This is a genomic window from Mesorhizobium sp. M3A.F.Ca.ET.080.04.2.1, from assembly GCF_003952525.1.
In the GTDB taxonomy this organism is placed as follows: Bacteria; Pseudomonadota; Alphaproteobacteria; order Rhizobiales; family Rhizobiaceae; genus Mesorhizobium.
The window spans coordinates 3,081,898-3,106,402 of the sequence record NZ_CP034451.1; the positions used below are offsets into that span (position 1 = coordinate 3,081,898).

General features: G+C 64.8%; 22 protein-coding genes. 8 read left to right on the forward strand and 14 right to left on the reverse strand.

What is annotated here, in order from left to right:
* Positions 1-82: 82 nt before the first annotated feature.
* A complete protein-coding gene (locus EJ074_RS14630) occupies positions 83-1,174 on the forward strand; it encodes a phosphatase PAP2 family protein (RefSeq protein WP_095805050.1) in 1,092 nt (363 codons plus the stop codon).
* A gap of 35 nt (positions 1,175-1,209) precedes the next feature.
* Here EJ074_RS14630 and EJ074_RS14635 read toward each other — a convergent pair whose 3' ends face one another.
* From EJ074_RS14635 to EJ074_RS14660, 6 genes are read right to left on the reverse strand one after another with little or no spacing between them, the layout of a single operon-like run.
* Positions 1,210-1,671, reverse strand: a complete 462-nt coding sequence (locus tag EJ074_RS14635; RefSeq protein WP_095805051.1) for a MarR family transcriptional regulator — start codon at positions 1,669-1,671, stop codon at positions 1,210-1,212.
* Complete coding sequence (locus EJ074_RS14640) at positions 1,668-2,252, reverse strand: amino acid synthesis family protein (RefSeq protein ID WP_129553548.1); 585 nt, start codon at positions 2,250-2,252, stop codon at positions 1,668-1,670. Before EJ074_RS14640 ends, EJ074_RS14635 begins: the two co-directional genes overlap by 4 nt.
* A complete protein-coding gene (locus EJ074_RS14645) occupies positions 2,245-3,126 on the reverse strand; it encodes a hypothetical protein (RefSeq protein WP_095805053.1) in 882 nt (293 codons plus the stop codon). The genes EJ074_RS14640 and EJ074_RS14645 overlap by 8 nt, the downstream gene beginning before the upstream one ends.
* Positions 3,123-4,667, reverse strand: a complete 1,545-nt coding sequence (locus tag EJ074_RS14650; RefSeq protein WP_095805054.1) for a 6-hydroxynicotinate reductase — start codon at positions 4,665-4,667, stop codon at positions 3,123-3,125. Before EJ074_RS14650 ends, EJ074_RS14645 begins: the two co-directional genes overlap by 4 nt.
* A complete protein-coding gene (locus EJ074_RS14655; protein ID WP_129553549.1) occupies positions 4,664-7,432 on the reverse strand; it encodes a molybdopterin-dependent oxidoreductase in 2,769 nt (922 codons plus the stop codon). Before EJ074_RS14655 ends, EJ074_RS14650 begins: the two co-directional genes overlap by 4 nt.
* Positions 7,429-8,289 carry a xanthine dehydrogenase family protein subunit M gene (locus tag EJ074_RS14660; protein ID WP_095805415.1) on the reverse strand — a complete coding sequence of 287 codons (861 nt, stop codon included), beginning with the start codon at positions 8,287-8,289 and terminating at the stop codon, positions 7,429-7,431. The genes EJ074_RS14655 and EJ074_RS14660 overlap by 4 nt, the downstream gene beginning before the upstream one ends.
* A gap of 253 nt (positions 8,290-8,542) precedes the next feature.
* On the opposite strand from EJ074_RS14660, the gene pncA reads away from it, so the two are divergent.
* Positions 8,543-9,157, forward strand: a complete 615-nt coding sequence (gene pncA / locus EJ074_RS14665; RefSeq protein WP_095805055.1) for a bifunctional nicotinamidase/pyrazinamidase — start codon at positions 8,543-8,545, stop codon at positions 9,155-9,157.
* A 34-nt stretch (positions 9,158-9,191) separates the two neighbouring features.
* Positions 9,192-10,616: a sodium:proton antiporter gene (locus EJ074_RS14670; protein WP_176478335.1), complete on the forward strand. Its 1,425-nt coding sequence runs from the start codon at positions 9,192-9,194 to the stop codon at positions 10,614-10,616.
* A gap of 235 nt (positions 10,617-10,851) precedes the next feature.
* Here EJ074_RS14670 and EJ074_RS14675 read toward each other — a convergent pair whose 3' ends face one another.
* The 8 genes from EJ074_RS14675 to gcvA all read right to left on the reverse strand — a co-directional run bounded on the left by EJ074_RS14675 (position 10,852) and on the right by gcvA (position 19,672).
* Complete coding sequence (locus EJ074_RS14675; RefSeq protein WP_245420302.1) at positions 10,852-11,595, reverse strand: ABC transporter ATP-binding protein; 744 nt, start codon at positions 11,593-11,595, stop codon at positions 10,852-10,854.
* A complete protein-coding gene (locus tag EJ074_RS14680) occupies positions 11,588-12,316 on the reverse strand; it encodes an ABC transporter ATP-binding protein (protein ID WP_095805057.1) in 729 nt (242 codons plus the stop codon). The genes EJ074_RS14675 and EJ074_RS14680 overlap by 8 nt, the downstream gene beginning before the upstream one ends.
* Positions 12,313-13,275: a branched-chain amino acid ABC transporter permease gene (locus tag EJ074_RS14685; protein WP_095805058.1), complete on the reverse strand. Its 963-nt coding sequence runs from the start codon at positions 13,273-13,275 to the stop codon at positions 12,313-12,315. Before EJ074_RS14685 ends, EJ074_RS14680 begins: the two co-directional genes overlap by 4 nt.
* Positions 13,272-14,153 (reverse strand): branched-chain amino acid ABC transporter permease, encoded by an 882-nt coding sequence (locus EJ074_RS14690; RefSeq protein ID WP_129553550.1) that lies wholly within the window; start codon positions 14,151-14,153, stop codon positions 13,272-13,274. The genes EJ074_RS14685 and EJ074_RS14690 overlap by 4 nt, the downstream gene beginning before the upstream one ends.
* Positions 14,154-14,260: 107 nt before the next feature.
* Positions 14,261-15,565, reverse strand: a complete 1,305-nt coding sequence (locus tag EJ074_RS14695) for an ABC transporter substrate-binding protein (protein ID WP_095805060.1) — start codon at positions 15,563-15,565, stop codon at positions 14,261-14,263.
* 139 nt (positions 15,566-15,704) lie between these two features.
* On the reverse strand, positions 15,705-17,150 hold the full coding sequence (locus tag EJ074_RS14700; protein ID WP_095805061.1) for a hypothetical protein: 1,446 nt from the start codon (positions 17,148-17,150) through the stop codon (positions 15,705-15,707).
* A 67-nt stretch (positions 17,151-17,217) separates the two neighbouring features.
* Entirely contained in the window at positions 17,218-18,522 is a 1,305-nt protein-coding gene (gene pncB, locus EJ074_RS14705; protein WP_095805062.1) for a nicotinate phosphoribosyltransferase, read from the reverse strand.
* A 175-nt stretch (positions 18,523-18,697) separates the two neighbouring features.
* Positions 18,698-19,672, reverse strand: a complete 975-nt coding sequence (gene gcvA / locus EJ074_RS14710; protein WP_095805063.1) for a transcriptional regulator GcvA — start codon at positions 19,670-19,672, stop codon at positions 18,698-18,700.
* Positions 19,673-19,881: 209 nt separating this feature from the next.
* On the opposite strand from gcvA, the gene speB reads away from it, so the two are divergent.
* The 5 genes from speB (at position 19,882) to EJ074_RS14735 (ending at position 24,493) form a co-directional block, all read left to right on the forward strand.
* Complete coding sequence (speB, locus tag EJ074_RS14715; RefSeq protein WP_095805064.1) at positions 19,882-20,937, forward strand: agmatinase; 1,056 nt, start codon at positions 19,882-19,884, stop codon at positions 20,935-20,937.
* A gap of 157 nt (positions 20,938-21,094) precedes the next feature.
* The gene (locus EJ074_RS14720; protein ID WP_095805065.1) at positions 21,095-21,895 is read left to right on the forward strand and encodes a transporter substrate-binding domain-containing protein; all 801 of its coding nucleotides are present in this window, start codon (positions 21,095-21,097) and stop codon (positions 21,893-21,895) included.
* Between the two features lie 128 nt (positions 21,896-22,023).
* Positions 22,024-22,692: an amino acid ABC transporter permease gene (locus tag EJ074_RS14725; RefSeq protein ID WP_095805417.1), complete on the forward strand. Its 669-nt coding sequence runs from the start codon at positions 22,024-22,026 to the stop codon at positions 22,690-22,692.
* A complete protein-coding gene (locus EJ074_RS14730; protein ID WP_095805066.1) occupies positions 22,689-23,336 on the forward strand; it encodes an amino acid ABC transporter permease in 648 nt (215 codons plus the stop codon). Before EJ074_RS14725 ends, EJ074_RS14730 begins: the two co-directional genes overlap by 4 nt.
* 77 nt (positions 23,337-23,413) lie before the next feature.
* Positions 23,414-24,493, forward strand: coding sequence for an extracellular solute-binding protein (locus EJ074_RS14735; protein ID WP_095805418.1), 1,080 nt, complete (start codon positions 23,414-23,416; stop codon positions 24,491-24,493).
* Positions 24,494-24,505 lie beyond the last annotated feature (12 nt).

Below are 24,505 nucleotides of genomic sequence, written 5' to 3' on the forward strand. Positions count from 1 at the left end.
CGCCTCAAAACCAAGCTACCCGGATAAGGAGATATTAATTCTGCACCCATAGATGAAAAGGTGAACAGCGCTGGGGGCGTTCATGGACTTATCCAGTGGGGTAGCGGGGCATGCCATCGTGCCGGCTCAGACTGGCCGGCCGGTGGACGCCACAAAAGTCGACACCGTCTCACGCAGACTGCTCGCTCTGTGCCTGCTTTATGTCCTTGGAGCGGCTCTGGCCTGGCCTTCGGCATACGCCGACGTGGCGCAGATGTATTTGTCGGAACTGGCTGTCCGGGGATCATTCTCATTCCTCGTCATGATCATCCTGGCGGCCGTGATCCTGTCACCGGACGCGCCGGTCGGGTTCATGGTGAGATTGTTTCGCTCGAACGGGCTGCGGGCGGCACTTGTCGTTGTGATCTTCATTCTGTCGCTTGCGGCGTTCACGACGTGGAAGGTGAACATACCGGACATCGTGCCATTTTATTGCGACAGGGCTCTGGCCGATATCGGGGAGTTCCTGCACGGCCAAGCGCCATGGCGGATCGCTCACGCATTCGATTCCGACACCTTGGCGATGCTGGTGGCGGTCGCCTATGCCAAGATCTGGTTCGTCGAATGGTTCGGTTTGCTGTTCTTTGCGGCGCTAGGCGCCAATCAGTTGGTGCACCTGCGCTATCTCACCGCTCTTGCGCTTGTCACCATGGTGGTCGGAACCCTTCTGGCGACGCTGTTTTCCTCCGTCGGACCGATCTTTTACGATGAGTTTCTTGGCGGCACCCGCTTTGCGGAACTCGTGGAGGTGTTGAAGCAGCGACCGGGCAACCAGCATGTGCTGCTCTATTCCGACTACCTGCTCGACAGCTACAGGGCGGACCTGCCGGCTCTTGGCACCGGCATATCCGCCATGCCCAGCATGCATGTGGCGATCGCCACTTTGAACGCGTTCTATCTTGCGCGGCTCAACCGCTGGCTCGGCGTGGCCGGATGGGCATTCGCGATCTTCATCCTGTTCGGTTCGGTCTATACCGGCTGGCACTATGAAGTCGACGGCTACATCGCGATGCTGGTCGTCGCCGTGATCTGGCATCGCACCGCGGGCATAGAAGCCAAACTCGGCGCCGCCGGTTCGATGCCGGCATTGCACCCCTCGCCGGAAGCTCTAGCGGGCGCGAGTCCTGCGGGCTGACATCCTGGATGCGGCATTCCGCGCACGGCATCCGTTCACGCCAGCTTCGCCAGCAGCCTCAGGAACGTCGCGACTTCCTTGGCCGAGAGCGGCGCCAGCGTTTCCTCGGTGATGGTGCGGGCAAGCGGGATCAGCCGCTCGATCGCCTCGCGACCCTCGGCCGTGAGATTGACCAGCAGCCGCCTCTTGTCGACCTCGTGCTTGGAGAGCTCGACCAGGCCGCGTGCCTTCAAACGGTCGATGACGCCCTTCACCGTGGCGGCATCCATGGCGATCAGCGTGCCGAGCTGGTTCTGCGAGGTCTCGCCGATGTCGTGGAGCTTGGCCAAAGCTGCGAATTGCGGTGGCGTCAGATCGGCGATGTGGGCCGCGAAGATGGCGACATGGCGCTGATGGGCCTTGCGCAGGATGAAGCCGACCTGATCCTGCAGATGATAGCCGTTCTCGTCCGGCTCTTCGGCCTCGACCAGCCGCAGCAGATTGTCCTCGCCGCTCACCGCAGTCCGTCCCATGCCTTGATGTCGCTCGCAGCCAGCCCACCCATGCGGTCATGGATACGCGGGCCGCAGGTCATGGCGAGGCAGAACAGGATCTCGTCGGCACGCGGGCCGTCGCTGATGCCGACCTCGATCGCGTCGAAATGGCTGCGCACATAGGCGGCGTTGATGTGCCCGAGCGGCACGTCGAGCCGCGATCCGAAACCGCCGACCTTCTTCGCCGAGGGCACGATCGCCTTGGCGTCGCCGAGCCGCTCGCGCATGGCATAGCCGCCCGGCACGTGCCACAGCGCGCCGTGCTCGAGCTCGCCGGCGGAACCGACGATGGCGCCCTTGCCGTAGCCGTCGATCTTCTTCACGTCGCCGCCCAACGCGGCGATCAGTCTGTCGGTCAAAAGCAGCCCGAGCGGCTTCAGGTCCTCCATCGCGCTCTGCAAATCCTCGACATAACGCCCGGCGAATGGATTCCTGACCACGGCAAGGGCGGCGGCGCGGCGGCGTGGCTCCTTGGCCACCGGCCCGCCGTCGTGAAAAATCTCCTCGGTCAGAACCGCGACCTTGCGGATCGGAAAGTCAGGCATGAGCAGTTTCCTTCACCTTATGCTTGTTGGGCGCGGCCAGCGCCACTGAGCCACTGATGCGGGATTGGCCCGCGAGAAACAGCGCCGATGCGGCAATCAAGCCGCGCCGGCGAAAATCTTCGGCGACGGCAAGGCCGTTGTCCAGCGCGCGAGTCACCTCGCGAGGCGAAAGCGCGCCGACGCCTTGCGTCACCAGTCGCTCGCCGAGATCGCTGTCGGGCACTAGATCGCATGCGCGCACGCGACGGATCGCCGGATGGCCGGGGAGGTCGACGGCGTTGGCGATTAGCGTTGCCGCCGCATCCGCCTCGGCGCCGGTCCGCGCAAGCACAGTGACGGCGTCGGCAATGCCCAGCGAGAAGGAACGGCCGCGCCAGCCACTGGTGGCAACGCCGCGCACATGATCCTCAGCGCGAACAGCGATGCGATCGGCAAGGCCGTGCCCGGTGCCGGCAATTGCCAATATCATCGACTGTGTCCGGCCGAGATGGATGGCGCTGTCGCCGCCATTGTTGACGTAAGCGCGATCGAGGCGGCGGCCGGCAAGCAGCGCGGCCAGAATTTCGTCGGCTACCGAACCGGCAACGGCTGCCATCGGCGTGATGAAGGTTTCTGCCAAGGGCACCACGGAAGCCTCCATGCGCAGCGCCGTCGGTCCGGCGAAAGCGCGCGGCCGCAAAGATGCAGGTCGGCGCAGTTCGGGGAGCTCCTCGACCAACTCGGTCAGGATCGTCTGGAAGCGGGTGACGGCCTGGCCATAGGCGGCCCTGCGCTCGTCCTCCTCGCCGAAGGCCTCGATGACTAGATCGATCGGTCCATGGTTGAGATGGAGCCGCCGGCCATCGGCGAGCCAATGCGCCTGCGGGCCGTTCATTGCCCGGCCTCGCTGGCCCGGGCGCGGCGCAGTTGCGCCAGCGGCGGCCAGGGATTGCCGGCCGGCGCGCCGGCACCACGGCGCGGGTTGAGGTATTCGCCGCCTCTGGCAAGAATGTCCTCGACGCTGCGGATCTCGCTCTCGTAGCCGCCAAGCCTGACATAATCGTCGCGGCGCATGGTGAACTCGATCGGCGCCACCAGCGCCGGCGTCGGCACGTAACCGAAGGCGCCTTCCGGCACGCGAGTGACGTCGACCATCAGCGTGATGCCGCCGCCCGGCCAGACATAGACCGGCGCGCCGCCGACCGTGACATAGGTCTTCAGGCCCTGCACCGAGCGGGTCAGGTTGACGGGGTTCTCGGTGACACCGGCGCGCAGCGAGCCGCCGGCGCCGCCGATGAAGAGAACCGTGCACAGCGCCGGCTCGCAATTGTCCTCGATGAGGCCGACGGATTTCTGCAGCCGTTCGGGGAAGGGCCTTTCCACCGGTTTGAGCTGGTCGTCGAGCTCGTAATACGCGAACTGCTCGCCGGTGGTCGAAACCATGAGCAGCGACAGGCCGGGACGGGCGCCTTTCTTGGCATTCCAGTCGCCCAGGATCGACAGCGGATCGGAAATCGTGGTGCCGCCCCAGCCGAGGCCTGGCTCGGAGACCTTGAAGTAGCGGCCGGGCGTCGAGCGGCGGCCGATGATTTTTATCCCCGTATCCTGCCAGCCCAACACCTTGCCGGCCTGGTGCTCGGAGACGACCCCGGTGATGTGGTCATCGACCACCACCACCTCGTCGACCAGCCCGCGCCATTGCGTGGCGAACATGCCGATGGTGGCCGAGCCGCAGCCGACGCGCATGCGGTGCTCGACCTTGCCGTCGATGACCGGCGCCTTGCCCGCCTCGACAACGACCGTCGCGCCGCCGTCGATGGTGAGCTCGACCGGCTTCCTGTTGCACAGATTGAGCATTGCATCGCAGGTGGCGCGGCCCTCGGCTTTCGAGCCGCCGGTCAGGTGATGGACGCCGCCCAGCGACAGCATTTGCGAACCGTATTCGCCGGTGGTGACATGGCCGATCGCCTCGCCCTCGGAACGCACGGTTGCCGTCTCGTCGCCAATGTGGCGGTCGGTATCGATCTTCACCTTGACGCCGCAGTAGGAGAAGATGCCTTCGGTCACGACCGTGACGAGATCGACGCCTTCGACCTCCTGGCTGACGATGAAGGGCGCCGGCTTATAGTCCGGATAGGTGGTGCCGGCGCCTATTGCGGTGACGAAGCGGCGGCCGGTGTTGACCAATTCGCCATTCCAGGCTTCGCCCTCGGCAACGAAAGGCACGACCGCGCCGCCGGTCTCGGCCGCATGATCGAGAATGGTCAGCGGATCCATGCGCACGATGCGGCCGCCGACATTGCCGTAACGGTCGCAGGCGCCGGTGCGGCCGTCGGCGATGTAGCACATGACCGGGCAGGCGTCGCAGCGGATCTTTTCCGCCACCTGCTTCTCGCCGGGATCGTGGGTTTCGAAACGTTCGGCAAGCTCGCTCATCTGCGTGCCTCCTTTTCGCGGATCGCCGCCAGGATGCGGCTCGGCGTCGCCGGCACCTTGGTGACCAGAACGCCGGCAGCATGGCGGATGGCGTTGAGGATCGCCGGCGCCGTCGGGATCAGCACATGCTCGCCCAGGCCCTTGGCGCCGAAGGGTCCTTCCGGATCCGGAACCTCGACCAGTATGTGCTCGATCGGCGGCACGTCGCCGATGGTCGGGATGAGGTAGTCGTGCAGGTTCTCGGTGCGGCCGGGGATATATTCCTCCATCAGCGCCATGCCGATGCCTTGCGCGATGCCGCCCTCGATCTGGCCCTCGACCAGCAGCGGATTGATCGCCTTGCCGACATCGTGGGCGGCGGTGATCTTGATCAGCTTGACGATGCCCAGCTTGAGATCGACCTCGAGCTCGGCGATCTGCGCGCCATAGCCATAGACGGCGTAGGGCTTGCCCTGGCCCTTGGCGTCGAGCGGCAATGTCGGCGGGTCGTAGGTCTCCTCAGAGACGAACACCAACCCGTCGGCATCCATCTTCAAGCTCGACAGATCGACACGCCGGGTCGCCTCGCCCTCGCGGATATTGAGGCTGGCCCCCTCGAGCGCGATCGTCGCCTGTCCGGACACATTGGCGAAGCGCAGGATCTTTTCGCGCAGCGTGCGGCCAGCCTTTTCCGCCGCCTTGCCGGTCACGAAAGTCTGGCGCGAGGCGGATGTCTTGCCGGCGTCGGGCGTGATGGCGGTGTCGGCGCTCTTCAGCCGGAATTTGTCCAGCGGCAGCCCGAGCGCGTCGGCGCAGATCTGCGCGATCACCGTGTTCGAACCCTGGCCGATATCGACGGCGCCCTGGTGCAAAACGACGTCACCGGAAGCCGAAATGCCGACCTTGATGGTCGAGGGATTGGGCAGCGAGGTGTTGCCGCAGCCATACCAGCAGGAGGCGACGCCGACACCACGCTTGCTTGCCGTGCTGGCAGCGTTGAAGGCTTCCGATTCCGCCAGCGCGCGCTGCCAGCATGGGCGCAGCGCTTCCAGGCAATCGCCGATGCCAACCCCGGACGCAAGGTGCTGACCGGTGACTGTTTCGGAACCGTTACGAAGGCAATTTTTCAAGCGAAAATCGAGCCGGTCCATGCCGAGCTTGTCAGCGAGTTCGTCATAGAGGGTCTCCTGCATGATCGTCGCCTGCGGCACGCCGAAACCACGGAAGGCGCCGGCGATCGGGCCGTTGGTGTGGATGGCGCGGCCTTCCGCCCGGTAGTTCGGCGTTAGATAGGGACCGGAGGCATGCACCGGCACGCGGTTGGCGACTGTCGGTCCCCAACTCGCATAGGCGCCGGTGTTGAAGTCTCCCTCGAAAATCATGCCGATGACGCGACCCTCGGCATCCGCGCCGATGGTCGCCTTCATCTCGGCAGGATGGCGCTTGGTGGTCGACATCATCGATTCGTTGCGTGTATAGGCGAGCGCCGCCGGGCGTCCCGTCTTCATCGCCACCAGGCCGATCAGCGGCTGCAGCGATACATCGAGTTTCGAGCCGAAACCGCCGCCAGTGGCGGTCGGCACGATGCGCACGTTGTCGACAGGAAGGCCGAGCACCTTGGCGGTGTCGTCACGATCCATATAGGGTGCCTGCGTGCAGGCGACGACGACCAGCGTGTCGTCATCCATGTAAGCATAGCCGGCTTCCGGCTCGATGTAGGCGTGCTCGACAAACGAGGTCTCGATGGCGCCGGACACGGTGACGGCGGCGGCGGCAAGCGCTGCGTCGGGGTCGCCGCGCTCGACGAAGCCCGATGTGAGCAGGTTCGCCGGCCTGTGCTGGTGGATCAGCGCCGCGCGCTCGGCTTTCGCCTCGTGGGGCTGCAGGACATGCGGCAACTCCGTCCAAGCGATCGGGAAATCGGTCAGGTCGAGATCGAGGATCGCCTCACGCTCCCCGGCGACAAGCGCCACCGCCTCGCCGCGGAAACGGGCGAAACCTTCGGCGAGGGCCGGCTGGTCGGCAAAGGGACCGATGACGCCGAAGCAGTTCTTGCCGGCAATGTCGGCGGCGGTGAAAACGCCGGCAACGCCGGTATGGGCTTTGGCCCAGGCCTTGATATCGCCGAAACTGAAGCGGGCATGGTAGTGCGGGGAGCGGACCACGAGAACGGCCAGTGCGTCGGCCGGGAAGGTGTCGCCGCCAAATTTCTCGGCGCCGGTAACCTTGGGCAGGCCGTCGAGCCGGATGAGCGAGGCGCCGACAGCGCGCCCGGCCTCGGGCAAGCGATGGTCGACGCCGTTCATATGCTGCCAGGCATCCATCACCGCCGCGACGATTTTCCTGTAGCCGGTGCAGCGGCAGAGCACGCCGCCGAGCGCGTCCTGGGTTTCGGCCTCGCTCGGCGTGGGATTGCGTTGCAGCAGCGCTGTTGCGGATACCAGCAGGCCAGGCGTGCAGATGCCGCATTGCGCGGCGCCGTGTTCGAGGAACGACGCCTGCAGCGCGGAGAGCCCGCCATTGGCGAGGCCCTCGACCGTGGTGACTGATGCACCGGACACCGAGGCCGCCGGCACAAGGCAGGCGCAGACCGGATTGCCGTCGACCAGCACGGTGCAGGCGCCGCAATCGCCGGCGTCGCAGCCGACCTTGGTACCGGTCAGCCGCAACTCGTCGCGCAAGACCTGCGACAGCCGCCGCACAGGCGGCACAGACACGCTGACCGCAGCGCCGTTGACCTCGAAGGCAATGTCGGCACGTTCCATGCTGGAATCGGTGAGGCTCATGCCGCCGCCTTGGCGCCGCCACCGACGCCGGCGGCGGCACACACAGCACGGGCCACGATCTCGCGCGCCGCGTGCTCTCGATACTCGGCGCTGCCGCGCACATCCGCAATGGGAGAGAGCTCATCGACCGGTGCGGAAAACGCCGCATCGGCGAGCGCTGGCGTGACGGCTTGGCCGCGCAGGGCCGCCTCGACGCCCTCCAGACGGCGGGCGACGGCCGAACAGGCACCCACGGCGATTGCCGCATCCGCGACCACGCCGCCCTCTGTCACGAGCCGAGCCGCAGCCATGGCGATGGAGATGACGAGATAGCGCCGGGCGCCGAGCTTGACGAAGGAAGATGCGCCGGCGGCGGAGCGCTTCGGAATACAAATGGCGGTGACCATCTCGCCGGAGTGCAGCGCGGTGCGGCGGTTGCCGAGGATGAAGCCGTCGAGCGGCAGATGCCGTGTCTGCTGCGCCGATCGCAACTCGACCTCGGCATCCAGCACCATCAACGCCGGCACACCATCCGCCGCGGGCGAGGCGTTGCAGAGGTTGCCGGCAACGGAGGCGACGTTCTGGATCTGGACGGACCCCACTTCGCGGGCGGCTGCCTTCAGCGCGTCGAACGCCGGCGGCAGCGGCTGGCGCACGATATCGGTCCAAGTGGTGCGGGCGCCGATCCGCCAATGCTCTTCGGTCTCGACGATGCCGCGCAGCGCGGCCAGTCCGTTGATGTCGAGGATGTTGTCGCGAAAAGGTTTTGCGCCCTGCGCGGGATAGAAATCCGTGCCGCCGGCGAGGATGCGCCAGCTGTCCTCGCCAAGCAAAGCGAGCGCCTCGTCGACCGTGGTGGGTTTCGCGTAACGGATCACGCTTTGCCTTCCCAAAAAGGGGCCTTTCCGAGGGAACCTGCCGGCCTCCAGCTCGAGCAAATTCATTCGTATGCAAATGATATCAACTTCGCCGCGATTGTCAAAGCGATGTGGGCGCAAGAACCTGTCCCGATCCAGAGCCACGGCTTTGTTATGCCTTAGAGGTTGACGCCGCCGGCCATCTGATCAAGGTTCTGCCTCCGGTCGCGTCAGCGGCATTTTGCTGGAGCCCAGCCCAACGAGAGGGAGCCCCATGGCCGAGGAAGCGCTCATCGTCATCGACCTGCAGAACGACTTCTGTCCCGGCGGCGCGCTGGCGGTCGCCGGCGGCGACGAGATCGTGCCCTTAGTCAACGACCTGATCCGGCGGTCCGAGCATGTCGTGCTGACGCAGGACTGGCACCCGGCCGGCCATTCGAGCTTCGCCTCCAGCCATCCGGGCAAGCAGCCCTTCGAGGCCGTCGAAATGCCTTACGGGCCGCAGACGCTTTGGCCGGACCATTGCATCCAGGGCAGCCTCGGTTCCGATTTCCATTCAGGCCTCGCCTGGACCAAGGCCGAGCTGGTGATCCGCAAAGGTTTTCGCACGGCAATCGACAGCTACTCGGCTTTCTTCGAGAACGATCATACGACGCCGACGGGCCTCGCCGGCTATCTTAAGGAACGGGGGATCGAGGCGGTCACTTTGGCAGGCCTTGCCACCGACTTCTGCGTTGCCTTCTCGGCGCTCGATGCGGTGAAGCAGGGCTTCAGGACGACCGTGCGGCTCGACGCCTGCCGCGGCATCGATCTCAACGGGTCGGTCAATACGATGCTCTCACGCATGCGCGATGCCGGCGTGATGCTCGAAGACCATTTGGCGGACTGACCCGACTGTGAGGCATCGAGGGAGCTTCACAGACATGGCGGGAGCTTTGGCTGCGGGCGCGATTGCCGCGGCCATGACGGTTTTTCCGCAACCAGCCTTCGCCGCCGAGGCGCACGACCTCCCCGGCGCCGCGATGTCGCTCTGGTGGGCGCTGCCCTTTGCGGGACTGCTGCTGTCGATCGCGACAGGACCGTTATTGTTTGCGCATCTCTGGGAGCACCACTACGGCAAGATCGCCGCCACCTGGGCCGCACTTGCCGTCGTTCCGCTTGCTCTTGCCTTCGGCCTCCCGTCGGCAAGCGCGGCGGTGCTGCACACGGTGCTTACCGAGTATCTTTCCTTCATCATCCTTTTGTTCGCGCTGTTCACCATTTCCGGCGGCATCCTCGTTGCCGGCAACATTCACGGCACGCCGCTGGTCAATGCCGGCCTGCTGCTTGTCGGCGCGATCCTGGCCTCGGTGATCGGCACGACCGGCGCCTCGATGATCCTGATCCGGCCGATCCTGCGCGCCAACGACAACCGGCCGTTCAACGCGCATGTGGTGATCTTCTTCATCTTCCTGGTGTCCAACATCGGCGGCTCGCTGACGCCGCTCGGCGACCCGCCGCTGTTCGTCGGCTTCCTGCGCGGCGTCGACTTCTTCTGGACCACGGTGCACATTCTGCCCGACACGCTGTTCGTCGGCGGCCTGGTGCTCGCGGTGTTCCTGGCGATCGACATTCTCTTGCACCGACGCGAGGCCGGCGCGCCCAAGATCAAGGACCCGACCCCGGACACCAAGGTGCGCATCCGTGGCCTGCCCAATGTGCCGCTGCTTGCCGGCGTCATCGGCGCGATCCTGCTATCCGCGAGCTGGAAGCCGGGCGTTAGTATCCCGGTCCTCGGCGTTCACCTCGAGCTGCAGAACGTCGTGCGCGATGCAATCATCCTGATCACCGCCTTCGTCTCGCTCGCCGTCTCGCGCAAGGAGTATCGCGCCGCGAACGGGTTCAACTGGGGGCCTATAGCCGAGGTGGCTAAGCTCTTTGCCGGCATCTTCATCTGCATCGTGCCGGTCATCGCCATCCTGCGGGCCGGGATGGACGGCGCGCTGGCGCCGCTGGTTTCGCTGGTCACGTCGGCCGATGGCCAGCCCAATGACCTCGCCTATTTCTGGCTGACCGGAGGGCTGTCATCCTTCCTCGACAACGCGCCGACCTATCTGGTGTTCTTCGAGCTGGCCGGCGGCGATGCGCAGCACCTGATGACCGAGGCCGCATCGACGCTCGCCGCAATTTCGGCCGGCGCCGTGTTCATGGGCGCCAACACCTATATCGGCAATGCGCCGAACTTCATGGTCTACGCCATTGCCCGACACAGCGGCGTGAAGATGCCCGGCTTCTTCGCCTACATGGCTTGGTCGGGCCTGGTGCTGATTCCGGCCTTTTTGATCGCGGGATTTTTGTTTTTCGGGTGAGCTGAGCTATTCAACTTCCACCGCCTGCGCCGCCGCTCATCTGGCTGCCGCCATCTTCTCCCCGTGAACGGACAGAAGGGCACTGTCATCGCCGACGCTGTAGAATGGGCGCCGAGGCCGCAGCCAGCCTCTTTCTCCCCGTTCACAGACCGTTCACAGGGAGAAATGCCCGGCAGGGGCCATGAGGGCAGCCCGACGCTCGAAGAATCTTGGCACGGACAGCGAACTCGACGCCTTATCCAACCCCCACATATCGCCGGACTGCCGACGGATCGGCACGCAGCTCCTCGACGTCGACCGTCTCGCGGTTGCGGCCGTTCTCGATGAAGCAGACGCGGTCGGCGACCGACAGCACGGCGTCGACGCGCTGCTCGACCAGGACCGTCGAGACGCCGAGCCCGCGCAGCTTGGCCACCGTCTCGCGGATCTTGGCGATCATCGACGGCATCAGCCCTTCGGTCGGCTCGTCGAGCAGCAGCACCTGCGGCTCGAGGCAGAGCGCGCGCGCCATGGCAAGCATCTGCTGTTCGCCGCCGGACAGCGTGCCGGAACGCTGTTTCAGCCGCTCCCTGAGCAAGGGGAAGAGATCGAGCACTTTGTCGCGCGTCGCCTTGCCCTTGCCGCGCGCCATCAACCCGATCTCGATGTTTTCCGCCACGCTCATCTCGGCGAACAGCCGCCTGCCCTGCGGCACATAGGCGACGCCGGCCTTCGGCACGTCATGCGCGGCAAGCCCGGTCAGCTCCTTGCCGTCCAGCCTGATCGAGCCGGCCGCCGCCGGCACCAGTCCCATGATCGCCTTCAGCGTCGTCGTCTTGCCGGCGCCGTTGCGGCCGAACAGGCAAAGCACCTCGCCCTTGTTGAGGACCAGGTCGAGGCCGTAAAGCACCTGGACCTCGCCGTAGAAGCATTCGAGCCCGGATATGGAGAGCAGACCTTGGTCGACCATGAGGGGATCGACCATGAGCGGATCAGCCATGGGTCGCTCCGAGATAGGCATCCTGGACTTGGGCGTTGGCGCGGATCTGCTCCGGCGTGCCCTCGGCGAGAATCTTTCCCGAATTGAAAACCGTGATCCGGTCGGCAAGCTCCATGACCACCGGCATGTTGTGCTCGATGAGCAGCACGGTCGCGCTCTTGGCGATGTCGCGCACCAGCTCGATGAAATTGTCGATCTCGCTGTCGGCGAGGCCTTGCGTCGGCTCGTCCAGGATCAGCAGACGCGGCTTCAGCGCCAGGCCCATCGCAACTTCCAGCAAGCGCTGATGTCCATAGGATAGGTGCCCGGCAAGCGTTCCGGCGCGGTCAGCAAGCCCCGTGCGCTCCAGCGCCGCCATGACGCCGGTCCTGACCGCGCCCTTCGAGCGGCCGTCGGTCAGCGTGCGCTGCACCGGCAGCGCGACATTGTCAAAGGCCGTGAGGTTGGCGAGGACGCTGGTGATCTGGAACGTATAGGCGACGCCGAGGCGAACCCTGCGATAGGCCGCCATGCTGGTGATATCGGCACCATCGAAGAGGATCATGCCTGAGCTTGGCTGGATGCGGCCGCTGAGCAGGCTGACGAAGGTGGTCTTGCCGGCGCCGTTGGGGCCGATGATGGCGCGAATTTCGCCAGGCATCAGGGCGAAATCGACGCCATCGACGGCGCGCAGGCCGCCGAAATGGCGCGACAGCCCCTTGGTGGTGAGCAGCGGCATCATGGCAACCACCCGAGCCAGCGTTGGCGAATGCTGCCCAGAATGCCCTTCGGAAAGAACAGCACAAGCAGAATGAGCGCGATGCCGACGATCAAAAGATAGGCTGAGGTGAAGCTGCTGGCGATGTCGGTGACGTAATACATGAACAGCGTGCCGACGAGCGGCCCCAGCGCCGTCGCGGCGCCGCCGAGCAGCACCCACAGCAGCGGCAGGATCGAATATTGCACCGAGGCGAAACTCGAGCCGATATAGCCGAACAGCAGCGCATAGGCCGCGCCGGAGGCAGCGCAGATCGTGCCGGACAAGACCACGGCGGCGATCTTGTTGGCGACCGTATCGTAGCCGAGCATCTTGGTGCGCTCCTCATTCTCGCGAATGGCGACCAGCACGCGGCCGAAGCGGGAGCGGACGACGGCAAGGGAAGCGATCAGCACGAGCGAGAACAGCGCCAGCGCGCTCATGTAGCGCACGTTGGGGTTGGTGAGGTCGAGCGAGGCGCCGCCGAAGCTCAGCGTGCGCGCCGCCTGCTGGATGACCAGGCCCTGGTCGCCGCCGGTCCAGGCGGCAAAATACAGGATCAGCAGATAAAAGATCTGCGCGAACATCATGGTGACGATCATGAACGCCACTCCCGATGTGCGCAGCGCAAGCAGGCCGATGAGCAAGGCGAGCAGCGCGCCGCAGGCGATCCCGGCAATGAAGGCTTCCGGTACGCCCCAGCCGAGATGATAAACGGTCAACCCCGCTCCGTAGAGGCCGGCGGAAAAAAACATGGCGTGGCCGAGGCTGAGCAGGCCGACATAGCCGAAGAGCAGATTATAGCCCGTGGCGAAGACTGCGAGCGTCATGATGCGGGCAAAGAGACCCTGATGGTAGTCCGGCAGAATGAAATTCAGCACGAACAGAAGCGCGATGACGCCGATATGCAGCGCATAGATTTTTGCCGGCGAAGTCTCCGTCATCGCGGCGTCGTCCCGAACAACCCTTGCGGCCTGAACACCAGCACCATGGCAACCACCAGCGTGGCGATGATCTTGGCCAAAGTCGGCGAGAAGAACACCGAGATGATGCCGTCGGAGATGCCGATCAGGATGGCGGCGATCACGGTGCCGCGCAACGAGCCCAAGCCGCCGATGATGACGACGATGAAGGACAGCAGCAGCGGGTCCTGCCCCATCAGGTAATGCGCCTGGCTGATCGGCACGATCAGCACCGCGGCGGTCGCGGCAAGCATGGCGCCGATGGCGAAGACGCCGGCATAGACGCGCTCGACCGGGATGCCGAAGGCCTGCGCCGTCTCGCGATCATACTGGGTGGCGCGCATGACCAAGCCGATTTTGGTGCGGGTCAGCACCAGCCAGGTCAGGACGAGCAGCAGCGCGGAGGCGGCAACCACCGACAGCTTGTAGCCGGAATAGCCGAACCACGGCAGCAGGATGCGATAGCTGAAGGGCGGCTCGACCGGGCGCGCCTCCGGCCCGTAGAAGGTCAGCGCCAGCTGCTGGATGATGTAGAGCATGCCGATGGTGGCGACGATGGTGCCTTCAGGATTATAATTCAGCCGGCGCAGCACCAGCCGTTCGGCGATCAGCGCGACCAGCCCGACCACCAGGGGCGCGATCACGAGCGCGGCCACGAAGCCGATCGCCGGATGGCCCGCGATCATCGTCGAGATCGCCCAGGCAAGCACCGCGCCCAGCATGAAGAACTCGCCATGTGCGACGTTGACGACGCGCATGACACCGAACACCAGCGACAGCCCAAGCGCCGTCAGCGCCAGCACGGCGGACGTGACGAGGCCTTCGAGCGCGGCAAGGAGGAGATGGGGTCCGAAATGCATGGATTACACACAGGCTGGCGCCGAGTGCACCCCCCTCTGCCCTGCCGGGATGTCCGGCAGGACAGAGGGGGGTGGCTTGGCGCTCACGCTCGGTGAAACGTCAACGCTCACAGCGGCTGCGTCGTGTAATCCCCTTCCGGCTCGTAGAGGCCGTCCTCGATCTTGGTCTTGTGCACCACCTTGAGCTTGCCGCCCTCGACCTTGGAGATGTTCTGGATGCCGAAGCATTGGTGGATCTTGCCGTTGAAGGTTTTCGGACCCTGCGGATGCTCCGGTCCCTCGGCGAATTCGGTCAGCGCTTCGGTGGCCTCGACCAGCTTGGCGCGGTCTTCCGGCCCTTTGTAGCCGGCGTCCTCCATCGCCTTCTTGACGACGTAGAGCGTCTCCCAGCAGCCGAACATGTGCGAAGCGGTGGAGACGTCCTTGGGATCACCGACGGCGGCGCCGTTGTCGTCGATGCCGACGGCGGCGCGGTAGGTCTTCTGTGCGGCGGAGTCACCGGGCTGCGCATAGCGCGGCGAGCCCTCCCAGAAATGGCTGCCGTCGAGGAACTCGAGACCGGGGCTGTTGATGTCGGTCGCCTCGAGCGAGTCCATGAAGCCGAACAGCTGCGGACGGTTCGATCCGTAGAACTCGCCGAGCTCCTTGACGAAGGTGAGCACGGCCGGGCCGACCATGACGTGGTAGATCACCTCGGTCTCGGCCGGAATCTGCGGGAAGTATTTGGTGAAGGACGACTCCGTCGGCGGGATGGCGATCTGCGCGATGACGTCGCCGCCTTGCGCCTTCAACGCCGGCGGCAGGTAGTCGCGATGGTCGTAGCCGAAGGCGAAGTCGGGGAATATCTGCGTTACCTTCTTGCCGGCATTGGCGGCGATCCAAGGCGCCATCGACTGGATCTGGCTCTTCACATCGGTGATGCCGGGCTGGAAGACGTAGCGATTGAGCTTGGTCGAGGCGACATGATGGCCTTCGCTGACCACGAAATAGGGGATCTTGTTCTCGCCGGCGGCGGGGGCCGAGCCGATCACGACATGCGAGAACAGCGTGCCGAAGACGATGTCGGTCTTGTGCTGGGTGGCGAACTTGGCAACCACCTCGGCGCCGCGGGCGGGATCGGTGCCGTCATCCTCGATCACCAGCTCGACCTGGCGGCCGCCTATGCCGCCGGCGTCGTTGATCGCCTTGACCGCGGCGGCGCTCGTCTTCTCGTACCAACGGCCGTAGGCGGCGCCGATGCCGGTGCGGTGCGACTGGAAGCCGATCTTGATCGGCGCCGAGCTCTGCGCCTGGCTATAGCGGACGAAGCCGGGCGCAAGCGCAAGGCCGGCGCCGGCGGCGATGCCCTTCAGCGCGGTGCGGCGGGAAAGCCTTGTCTTGGAGAGGTCGAAGAATCCGTTCTTGTCAGCCATGTCCGTTCCCCTGTTTTTTCAGTTCTGACCAGCGATAAGGCGGCGCGATCCTCCTCTGTCGGAGGACACGAAAATTGCATGTGTACAAACTAAATCACCAAAGCTCCGACGTGGCAAGCGAGCTTCCCGAAGGACACTCTCAGCCCGCTGTCGGCGTGGCGAGCAGCCATAGGCCGAAGATGGTGTAGGCGATCATCAACAGGGTCAGCGGAAGCTGGCTGAGCGCGGCGCGCGAGGGCTGCGGATGCAGCCGCCAGGCGAGGCCATGCGCGACAAGCACGGCCAGCACATGGCCGGCAATGATGACGCCAGCCTGAACATTCCACAGCCACCAGGCCGACGCGGCGCCGGCGGCGACGCCGGCCTCGACCAGCCTGTCGGCGGTGCCGAACAGGTTCCAGCCGAGCGCGAACGGATCCGACAAGGCGACCAGCGCATATTGGCCGTCGACCAGCAGCGCGGTCAGGTAATGCGCGATGTGATAGGCAAGCGCGATCGGAACGATCGACCACACCAACAGACCGGCAGATTCCTTGAACGAGCGTCCACCGACAAGACGCTGGCCGAGAAGAACGGCGAGCGCGAACACGGCCGCGAGCAGGACGAAGGTGAGCACCAGGCCGAGGCTGCCGATGCCGATCAGCGCGGTGCGACCGGGAAACTCCAGCGGATTGACGCCGAACAGGCCAAGCCAGAAGAACGTCTTCGACAGGCCGTCGAAGGATACCGAGGACAGCGCCAGCAACAAGAAGGCCATGCCGCTCAGCGGCAAGGGCTCGGCGGCGAGCAGCTTCGCGCCCGGCCAGCAGAGACTGAGCCGGCCTTCTTCGCGCTGAACAGGCGCGAAGCGGGCGACCATGGAAAAGAAGATGGTCAGGAATTCGCCGCGCCGGCTCCAGTCGCCATAGCCAAAGGCAAGCATGGCGACGAAGCTGAGCAACCAGTAGGCGCCGGCGGCCGAGGCCAGGCGGGAGGGATCGTCGGGCGCCGGATCGATCAGCTCGAACCAGGCGAAGGCGAAGAACAGCACGAAAGCCGGCCAGACCCCGAACCATCTCGGCAGGCGTAACTGTTGTGTTCCGTCGCCCGAAAGCCGGAAGAGGCGAGCAGCGACACGCCACGGTCCGTACCAGGGATTGAGCCATGACCAGAGGTCGCCGAACACGCCTTGCAGCAGCGTGAAGCCGGCCCAGAGCAGGGTCCAGATCACCAGCGGCAAAGGGTTGGAGAGCGGGTCACGACTGCCGAACAGGCCGGCAGCGATCAAAAGTGCAAAGCCGGCAAAAGAAAGCAGGCTGACGATCGTGCGCGGGCTGTCTGCGAAGACGAACAAGGCGAGGCGTCTGCGCCAGAAGCGGTCGAGGGCGGCAGGCGGCAGCAGCGCGAGAGCGAGGAAGCTGACGGCCACGGCCAGCGCACCGCCGGCGATGTAATAGCCGGTCGGCAGAAGCAGGACATGGCCGCGGTCGGAGGCGTGGGCGAAGGCGGGGGTGGGGAGGACGAGGGCAGCGACTACTGCGAATGTCCAAGGGCAGTTATCTGCCGAGTCGAGATCCTTCGCACCCCCCTCTGTCCTGCCGGACATGTCCGGCAGGACAGAGGGGGGTGGGCGGGAACTCAAGCTATGCGAGATTTCCATTTGGCTGGCGGTCTCACACCTTGACCAGCTGCCTCACCCGATCCTTCTCGCCAAAGATCTGGAGATACCGTTTGATCTCCTTCTCGTCGCCCGTCGCCTTGGCCGGATTGTCCGAGAGCTTGACCGCCGGCCGGCCGTTGGCTTCGCTGACCTTGCAGACCAGCGAGATGGCGTCGAGGCTGTTGGTCTCGGTCGGCGCGCAGCCTTCGAAATCGTTGGTGAGGTTGGTGCCCCAGCCGAAGGACATGCGCACCTTGCCCTTGAAGTGGCGATAGGTCTCCTCGATGGTCTCGACCTCGAGACCGTCGGAGAAGATCAGCAGCTTCTGTTTCGGGTCCCTGCCCTTCTCGCGCCACCAGGAGAGGATCTTCTCGCCGCCTTCGATCGGCGGCGCGCTGTCGGGGCGGAAGCCGGTCCAGTCGGCGATCCAATCCGGGGCATCGCGCAGGAACGCAGATGTGCCGAACGTGTCGGGCAGCACGATCAATAGATTGCCGCCATAGTAGCGCTGCCAATCCTGCAGCACCTTGTAGGGCGATTCTTTCAGTTCCTTCTCGGAATTGGCGAGAGCGGCAAACACCATCGGCAATTCATGCGCATTGGTGCCGAGCGCCTCCAGGTCGTTGTCCATGGCCAAAAGCACGTTGGAGGTGCCGGTGAATGCTTCGCCGATGCCTTCCTTCAGCGCCTCGACACACCAGCGCTGCCACAGGAAGGAGTGGCGGCGGCGCGTGCCGAAGTCGGAGATGCGGATGCCCGGCAAGGCTTTCAGTCGCTCGGTCTTGTCCCACATCTTGGCCTTGGCGCGCGCATAGAGAACGTCGAGCGCGAACTGGCCGAAGGAGCGCATGGCGGCGCGCGAGCGCAACTCGTTGATGATGGCGAGCGCCGGGATTTCCCAGAGCGTCGTGTACATCCAGGGGCCGGCGAAGGAGAGCTCGAACTGGCCGTCGCGCTTCGAAAGCTCGTATTCCGGCAGCCGGAAGTTCTCCAGCCAGGCCAGGAATTCCGGCTCGAATATCTGCTTGCGGCCGTAAAAGGTGTTGCCGCCCAGCCAGATCATCTCCTTCTTGGAAAAGCGCAGGGTGCGGGCATGGTCGAGCTGCTCGCGCAATTCGCCCTCGTCGATCTCGTCGGCAAGCCGCACCGAGGTGGTGCGGTTGATCAGCGAAAAGGTGGCTTCGACCTTGGGGTACATGCCCCAGATCATCTGCAGCATCAGAAGCTTGTAGAAGTCGGTGTCCAGCAGGCTGCGGACGATCGGATCGAGCTTCCAAGTGTGGTTGTAGACGCGCCGCGCTATATCGGTCTTTGCCATGTCCTGCCGCCGCCTTCGCTGTTCGCTCTAGCTTCTTGTTTGAGCAATTCCCCGGAGGGAACCTGCCAAACACATTTCCTGGAACTGCTCCGAAAGCCTCTTAGCATCCAATTTTCGAAAGTTCTGCCCGGTTTGCGGGCTGGCCCGACAAAAAGCAACCGGGCAAGTCCAGCGATCAGGACGATGTGCGGGCGCCGATGACCTTGAGCGCTGGGCGTTTCCTGCGGCTGGGCAGGCGGCCGGCGACCGGCGCATCGGCGCGGCCTTCGTCCTGTTCCTTCTCGGCAAACAGCCAGTCGATGAAAAGCTGGACGATCGGCGTCAAGCGCATCTCGTTGCGGCAGACGACGTAGAAGTCGTCGACCGCCGGCACCGATAGCGTGAAGGGTGCGACGAGCATGCCTCGGGCGAGCAGGGCACGCGCCGTTACCGAGTCCCCCAGCGCTACGCCGTGCCCGTGGACGGCGGCTTCCGCCGCCGTGCGTGCGTCGCCCAGATGATGGCGGCGGCCGCGTTCCAGATCGAGCGCATCGGCGGCGGCCAGCCAGGTGTGCCATTCGCGGCCATCGTCGCCATGCAGGAAGACATGGTCGGCGAGGTCGCGAACGCTGCGGATCGGACGGTTGTTGATCAGCGTCGGGCTGACCACGGGAAACAGTTCGAGGCCCGACCATTTGCGCATCCAGCAATCCGTCCAGCTGCCATCGCCATAGTGCACGCAGACGTCGATGTGCGGGGCGCGGATGTCCCTGGCATCGTTGGACGGCATCAGCGTCAGCCGGATGTCCGGGTAGCGGGCGGTGAAGGAGCCCAGCCGCGGCGCCATCCACAACAGAAGCAGCGCCGGAACGCAGGAGACCGAGAGCGTGCCGGCGCTGGCGGGCCTCGTCATGCGCTGCGTGGCGGCAGCAATGCCGTCGAAGGCCGCCGACACGGCCGGCAGGAGCTCGGCGCCGTGCGGCGTCAGCTTGACCCTCTGGCCGGCCCGCTCGAACAGGCTGACGCCGAGCGACTGCTCGAGCGCCTTGATCTGGTGGCTGATGGCGCCGTGGGTGACATTCAATTCACCCGCGGCCTTGCTCAGCGAGGCATGGCGCGCCGTCGCCTCGAAGGCGCGCAGCGGGTTCAGCGGCGGCAGGCGTTTGGGCATCGGCAATCACCAGAAGGTTGTGAGATTTTCTCACAATGATCACCCTAACAATATCAATTGATTTTTGAAAGCAGCTGCCCGACACTTCGCCCATAACAGCTTCATGACGTGAAAACTGCAGGCAGCCTGCGCGCAGCGGTCCGACCCGTATGGTGGTCGGCACCGCGAGGTCCGCACAGGCATCCATCAGTCGTAGAGGAGGACAGAGCATGGGTTACGATCGCGGCAAGCTCGAAGCGTTGCGCCGCAAATATGGCGAGAGCCATGGCGGCGAAATGTTCGATCCGAAGTTCCGCAAGGTCGCCGACAAGATCTTCAACAAGAGCGGGACGCGGCTGGCGCCCTATTCGGGCATCCCGACCTTCCTTGCCGCGCCCTACCGTCAGGTGGCTGCCGACAATCCGGATTTCGGCGACCTGCAGGTGGCGATGATCGGCGTGCCGATGGATCTCGGCGTCACCAACCGACCGGGCTCGCGCTTCGGGCCGCGGGCGCTGCGCGCCATCGAGCGCATCGGCCCCTACAACCATGTGCTGGAATGCGCACCGACGCATGAGCTGAAGGTCGCCGATATCGGCGACGTGCCGTTCCAGAGCCGGTACCGGCTGGAGACCAGCCATGACGACATCGAGCGCCGAATGAACCAGATCGTCGACGCCGGCGTCATCCCGCTCTCGGTCGGCGGCGATCACTCGATCAGCCACCCGATCCTGAAGGCCGTGGGCAAGCACGCTCCGGTCGGGATGATCCATATCGACGCCCACTGCGATACCAGCGGCCTGTTCGACATGACGAAGTTCCACCATGGCGGGCCGTTCCGCAACGCGGTGCTGGACGGCGTGCTCGACCCGTCGCGCACGATCCAGATCGGCATCCGCGGCTCGGCCGAATATCTGTGGGAGTTCACCTACGAGTCCGGCATGACGGTCGTGCACGCCGAGGAGGTGACCGGCCTCGGCATTCCCGCCATCATCGAAAAGGCGCGCAAAATAGTCGGCGACGGCCCGACCTACGTTTCCTTCGACGTCGACAGCATCGATCCGGCCTTCGCGCCGGGCACCGGCACGCCCGAGGTCGGCGGGCTGACGACGCGCGAGGTGCTGGAACTGCTGCGCGGACTAAAGGGCCTCAACATCGTCGGCGGCGACGTCGTCGAGGTGGCGCCGCAGTACGACGCTACCACCAACACAGCCCATGTCGGCGCCCAGGTCCTGTTCGAGATCCTGAGCCTGATGGTGTTCAGCCCGGCGATCAAGAAGGACTGAACCAACTCTTTGTTTTCACGCAATTCCAGACGGAAGCTATGGCGAAGTCGCCAAGCCTGAACCGGGTCCACTTTCCTGGAATTGCTCTAGCCAATACGACCGCCGCGCTGGAGCCGGCGGCCGGATTCAACAACAAGCTTCCAGCAGGGGAACCACCATGACTTTTCACAACGCACTGAAATCCGCCTTCGCAGCAGCCATGATGCTCGGGGCCGCCTGCCTCGCCACGCAGGCGCGGGCCGATGCCGTCGACGACATCACCAAGGCCGGCGCTATCAACGTGGGCATCTTCTCGGACTTTCCGCCCTTCTCCTCGGCCAGCGCCGACATGAGCATCAAGGGCTATGACATCGACGTCGCGCAGGCGATCGCCGATTCGCTGAAGGTGAAGCTCAACCTGGTCAGCGTCACCGGCCAGAACCGCATCCCGTATCTGACCGACAAGCGCGTCGACATACTGATGAGCGTCGGCTACTCGAAAGAGCGCGCCGAGGTGATCGATTTCGCCGCCGCCTACGCACCCTACTACATCGCCGTCATCGGCCCGGCCGCGCTCGCCGTCAAAGGCAAGGAAGACCTCGCCGAGAAGTCGATCGCCGTCAACCGCGGCACGCTGGAAGACACCTCGCTGACCGAAGCGGCCCCGGCTTCCGCCGACATCCGCCGTTTCGACAACTACAATTCGGTCATCCAGGCCTTCATCGCCGGCCAGACGCAGCTGATGGTGGTCGGCAACGACGTCGGCGCCCAGGTGCTGGCCAAGCAGGACGCGCTGCAGCCGGAGCAGAAATTTCAGCTGCTGACCTCGCCCTCGCATATCGGCCTCAACAAGAACGAGGACCGGCTGAAGCAGGCGGTCAACGACGCGGTCGCCAAGATGCTGGCCGACGGCAAGCTCGACGAGAGCTCCAAGGCCTGGCTGAAGACGCCGCTCAATCCCGACAACCTCAAGGATTGATGCCTTCGAGCGGTTCAGCTTTCAAAGAAACGCTGAACCGCTCTAACTATTTTTTTACGCAATTCCGGACGGAAAACCGCGACGCAATTTTCCTGGAATTGCTTGAAGGGAAGCCAGGATCCATCGCCATGGGCTACAGCCTCGACTTCGGCTGGCTTGCAGGTGCGGCAGGCGCGATCGCGCGCGGCGCGGCGACGACGGTGCTTTTGATCGTCGTCACCACGCTGGCGGGAACGTTCCTCAGCATCCTCGGTGCGGCGGGAAAAAGGAACGGCCCCCGGCTGCTCAGGCAGGCGATCGGTGTCTATGTCGAGGTGATGCGCAACACGCCATTTCTGGTGCAGCTGTTCTTCATCTTCTTCGGGCTGCCCAGCCTCGGCGTGCGGCTCGACCCGATCCTGGCTGCCATGCTGGCGATGACGCTGAACATGGCGGCCTACACGATCGAGATTGTCGGCGCCGGGCTCGACGCCGTGCCGCGCGGGCAGACGGAGGCGGCGCTCGCGCTCGGGCTGAGGCCGCGGCTGGTGTTCGTCAAGATCGTGCTGCCGCAGGCGCTCAAGGTGATCTACCCGGCGCTGACCAGCCAGATCGTCATCATGATGCTGGAGTCGGCCGTCGTCTCGCAGATCGCGGTGCGAGAGCTGACCTATGAGGCCGACATGCTGCAGGCTCGCACCTTCCGTGCCTTCGAGACCTACCTGGTGGTGACCATGGTCTATCTCGGCCTGTCGATGGGACTGCGCCGGCTGCTCGTTGCCGGCGGCGGCCGCGCGCTTGGAGCCGGCGTGTCATGATCGAATTCACCTTCTGGGACATATTGCGCAACCTGCTGCTCGCCGCCCGGTGGACGGTGCTGTTGTCGCTCGCCGCCTTCGTCGGCGGTGCGCTGGTCGGGCTGGTGGTCCTGTTCTTCCGCATCGCCAAGAACAGAACGGTGCGGCGCATCGCTTCCGGCTATATCGCGCTGTTCCAGGGAACGCCGCTGCTGATGCAGCTGTTCCTGATGTTCTTCGGCCTGCCGATGCTTGGACTGCGCATCGAGCCGTGGACGGCGGCGGTGCTCGGCCTCACTTTCTTTGCCAGCGCCTATCTCGCCGAAATTTGGCGGAGCGGCGTCGACGCGCTGCCGCGCGGACAGTGGGACGCCGGCGCCAGCCTCGGGCTGCACTATTTGCAGGAACTCAGGCTGATCATCCTGCCGCAGGCCTTCTCGATCACGCGGGCGCCGACCGTCGGCTTCCTGGTGCAGCTGATCAAGTCGACGGCGCTGACCTCGATCATCGGTTTCGAGGAACTGGTCAGGACCTCCAACGCCATCAACAACGCGACATTCGAGCCGTTCACCGTGTACGGGCTGGTGTCGCTGATCTTCTTCGTCATGTGCTTTCCACTGACGCAATACGCCCGCGCGCTCGAGCAACGAGCGGCGGCCCACTGATCCGCCCGACGGCGGAATGCAACCGAGGGAACCCGCCGGACAACCGGCACAAACAGAGGAGAATAGAGATGAACGGACTGATCGAAAAATCCATCACGCGGCGCGGCCTGCTCGGCGCGGGCGTGGCCGCGGCGGGCGTGCTCGCCATGCCCGCGATCCTGCGGGCGCAAGACAAGTCGCTGAAGGTCGGCGTCTATGGCGGCTACTTCAAGAAGTCGTTCGACGAGCATGTCTTCCCCGCCTTCACCAAGGCGACCGGCATTGCCATCGAATCCGTCGCCGAGCCGACCGGCGAAGCCTGGCTGGTGCAGCTCGAGCAGGCGGCCAAGGCAGGCCAGGCGCCGGCGGATCTGTCTATGATGTCGCAGACCTCGACCTTGAAGGGCCAGTCGACCGAATTGTGGACGCCGCTCGACACCTCGAAGTTCAAGCACTTTGGCGACCTGTTGCCCCGCTTCGTCAACAAGTATCCGGACGGCCGCGTCGCCGGCATCGGCGCGGTGGCCTGGTGGATCACGCTGGTCACCAACACCGACGTCTACAAGGACGCGCCGACGTCGTGGGCGGCCCTGTGGGACAAGGCCAATGAGGACAAGCTCGGGCTGCTGGCGCTCGCCTCCAACTCGTTCCTGCTTGAGGTGACGGCCAAGACATACATGGGCGGCACCAACGCGCTCGATACCGAGGAGGGGCTCAACAAGGCGTTCGAGAAGCTGGCCGAAGTCAAGCCGAACGTGCGGCTCTGGTATCGCGACGAGGCGCAGTTCGAGCAGGCGCTGAAGTCGGGCGAGATCCCGATGGGCCAGTATTACCACGACGTCACCGGGTTGGCCGCCGCCGACGGCTTCCATGTCCGCTCGACCTTCCCGAAGGAAGGCGGCATCCAGGATTCCGGCAATTGGGTGCTGTCGCGCGCCTCGACCAAGGTCGACGAGGCCCACGCCTTCATCGACTTCATGAGCGAGCCGTCGATGCAAGGCGTCATGTCGCGCAAGGTGGGCACCACGCCTACCTTGAAGAAGGAGGTGCTCGACCTGACGGCGGAAGAGTTCGCCGCGGTGTCGTCGGACATCGAGCCGATCATCCCGCGCTACGACCTCTATACCTCGAAGGCCGACTGGATCAACCAGAAGTGGACAGAGCTGATCGTCGGCTGAGCCGCTTGACAG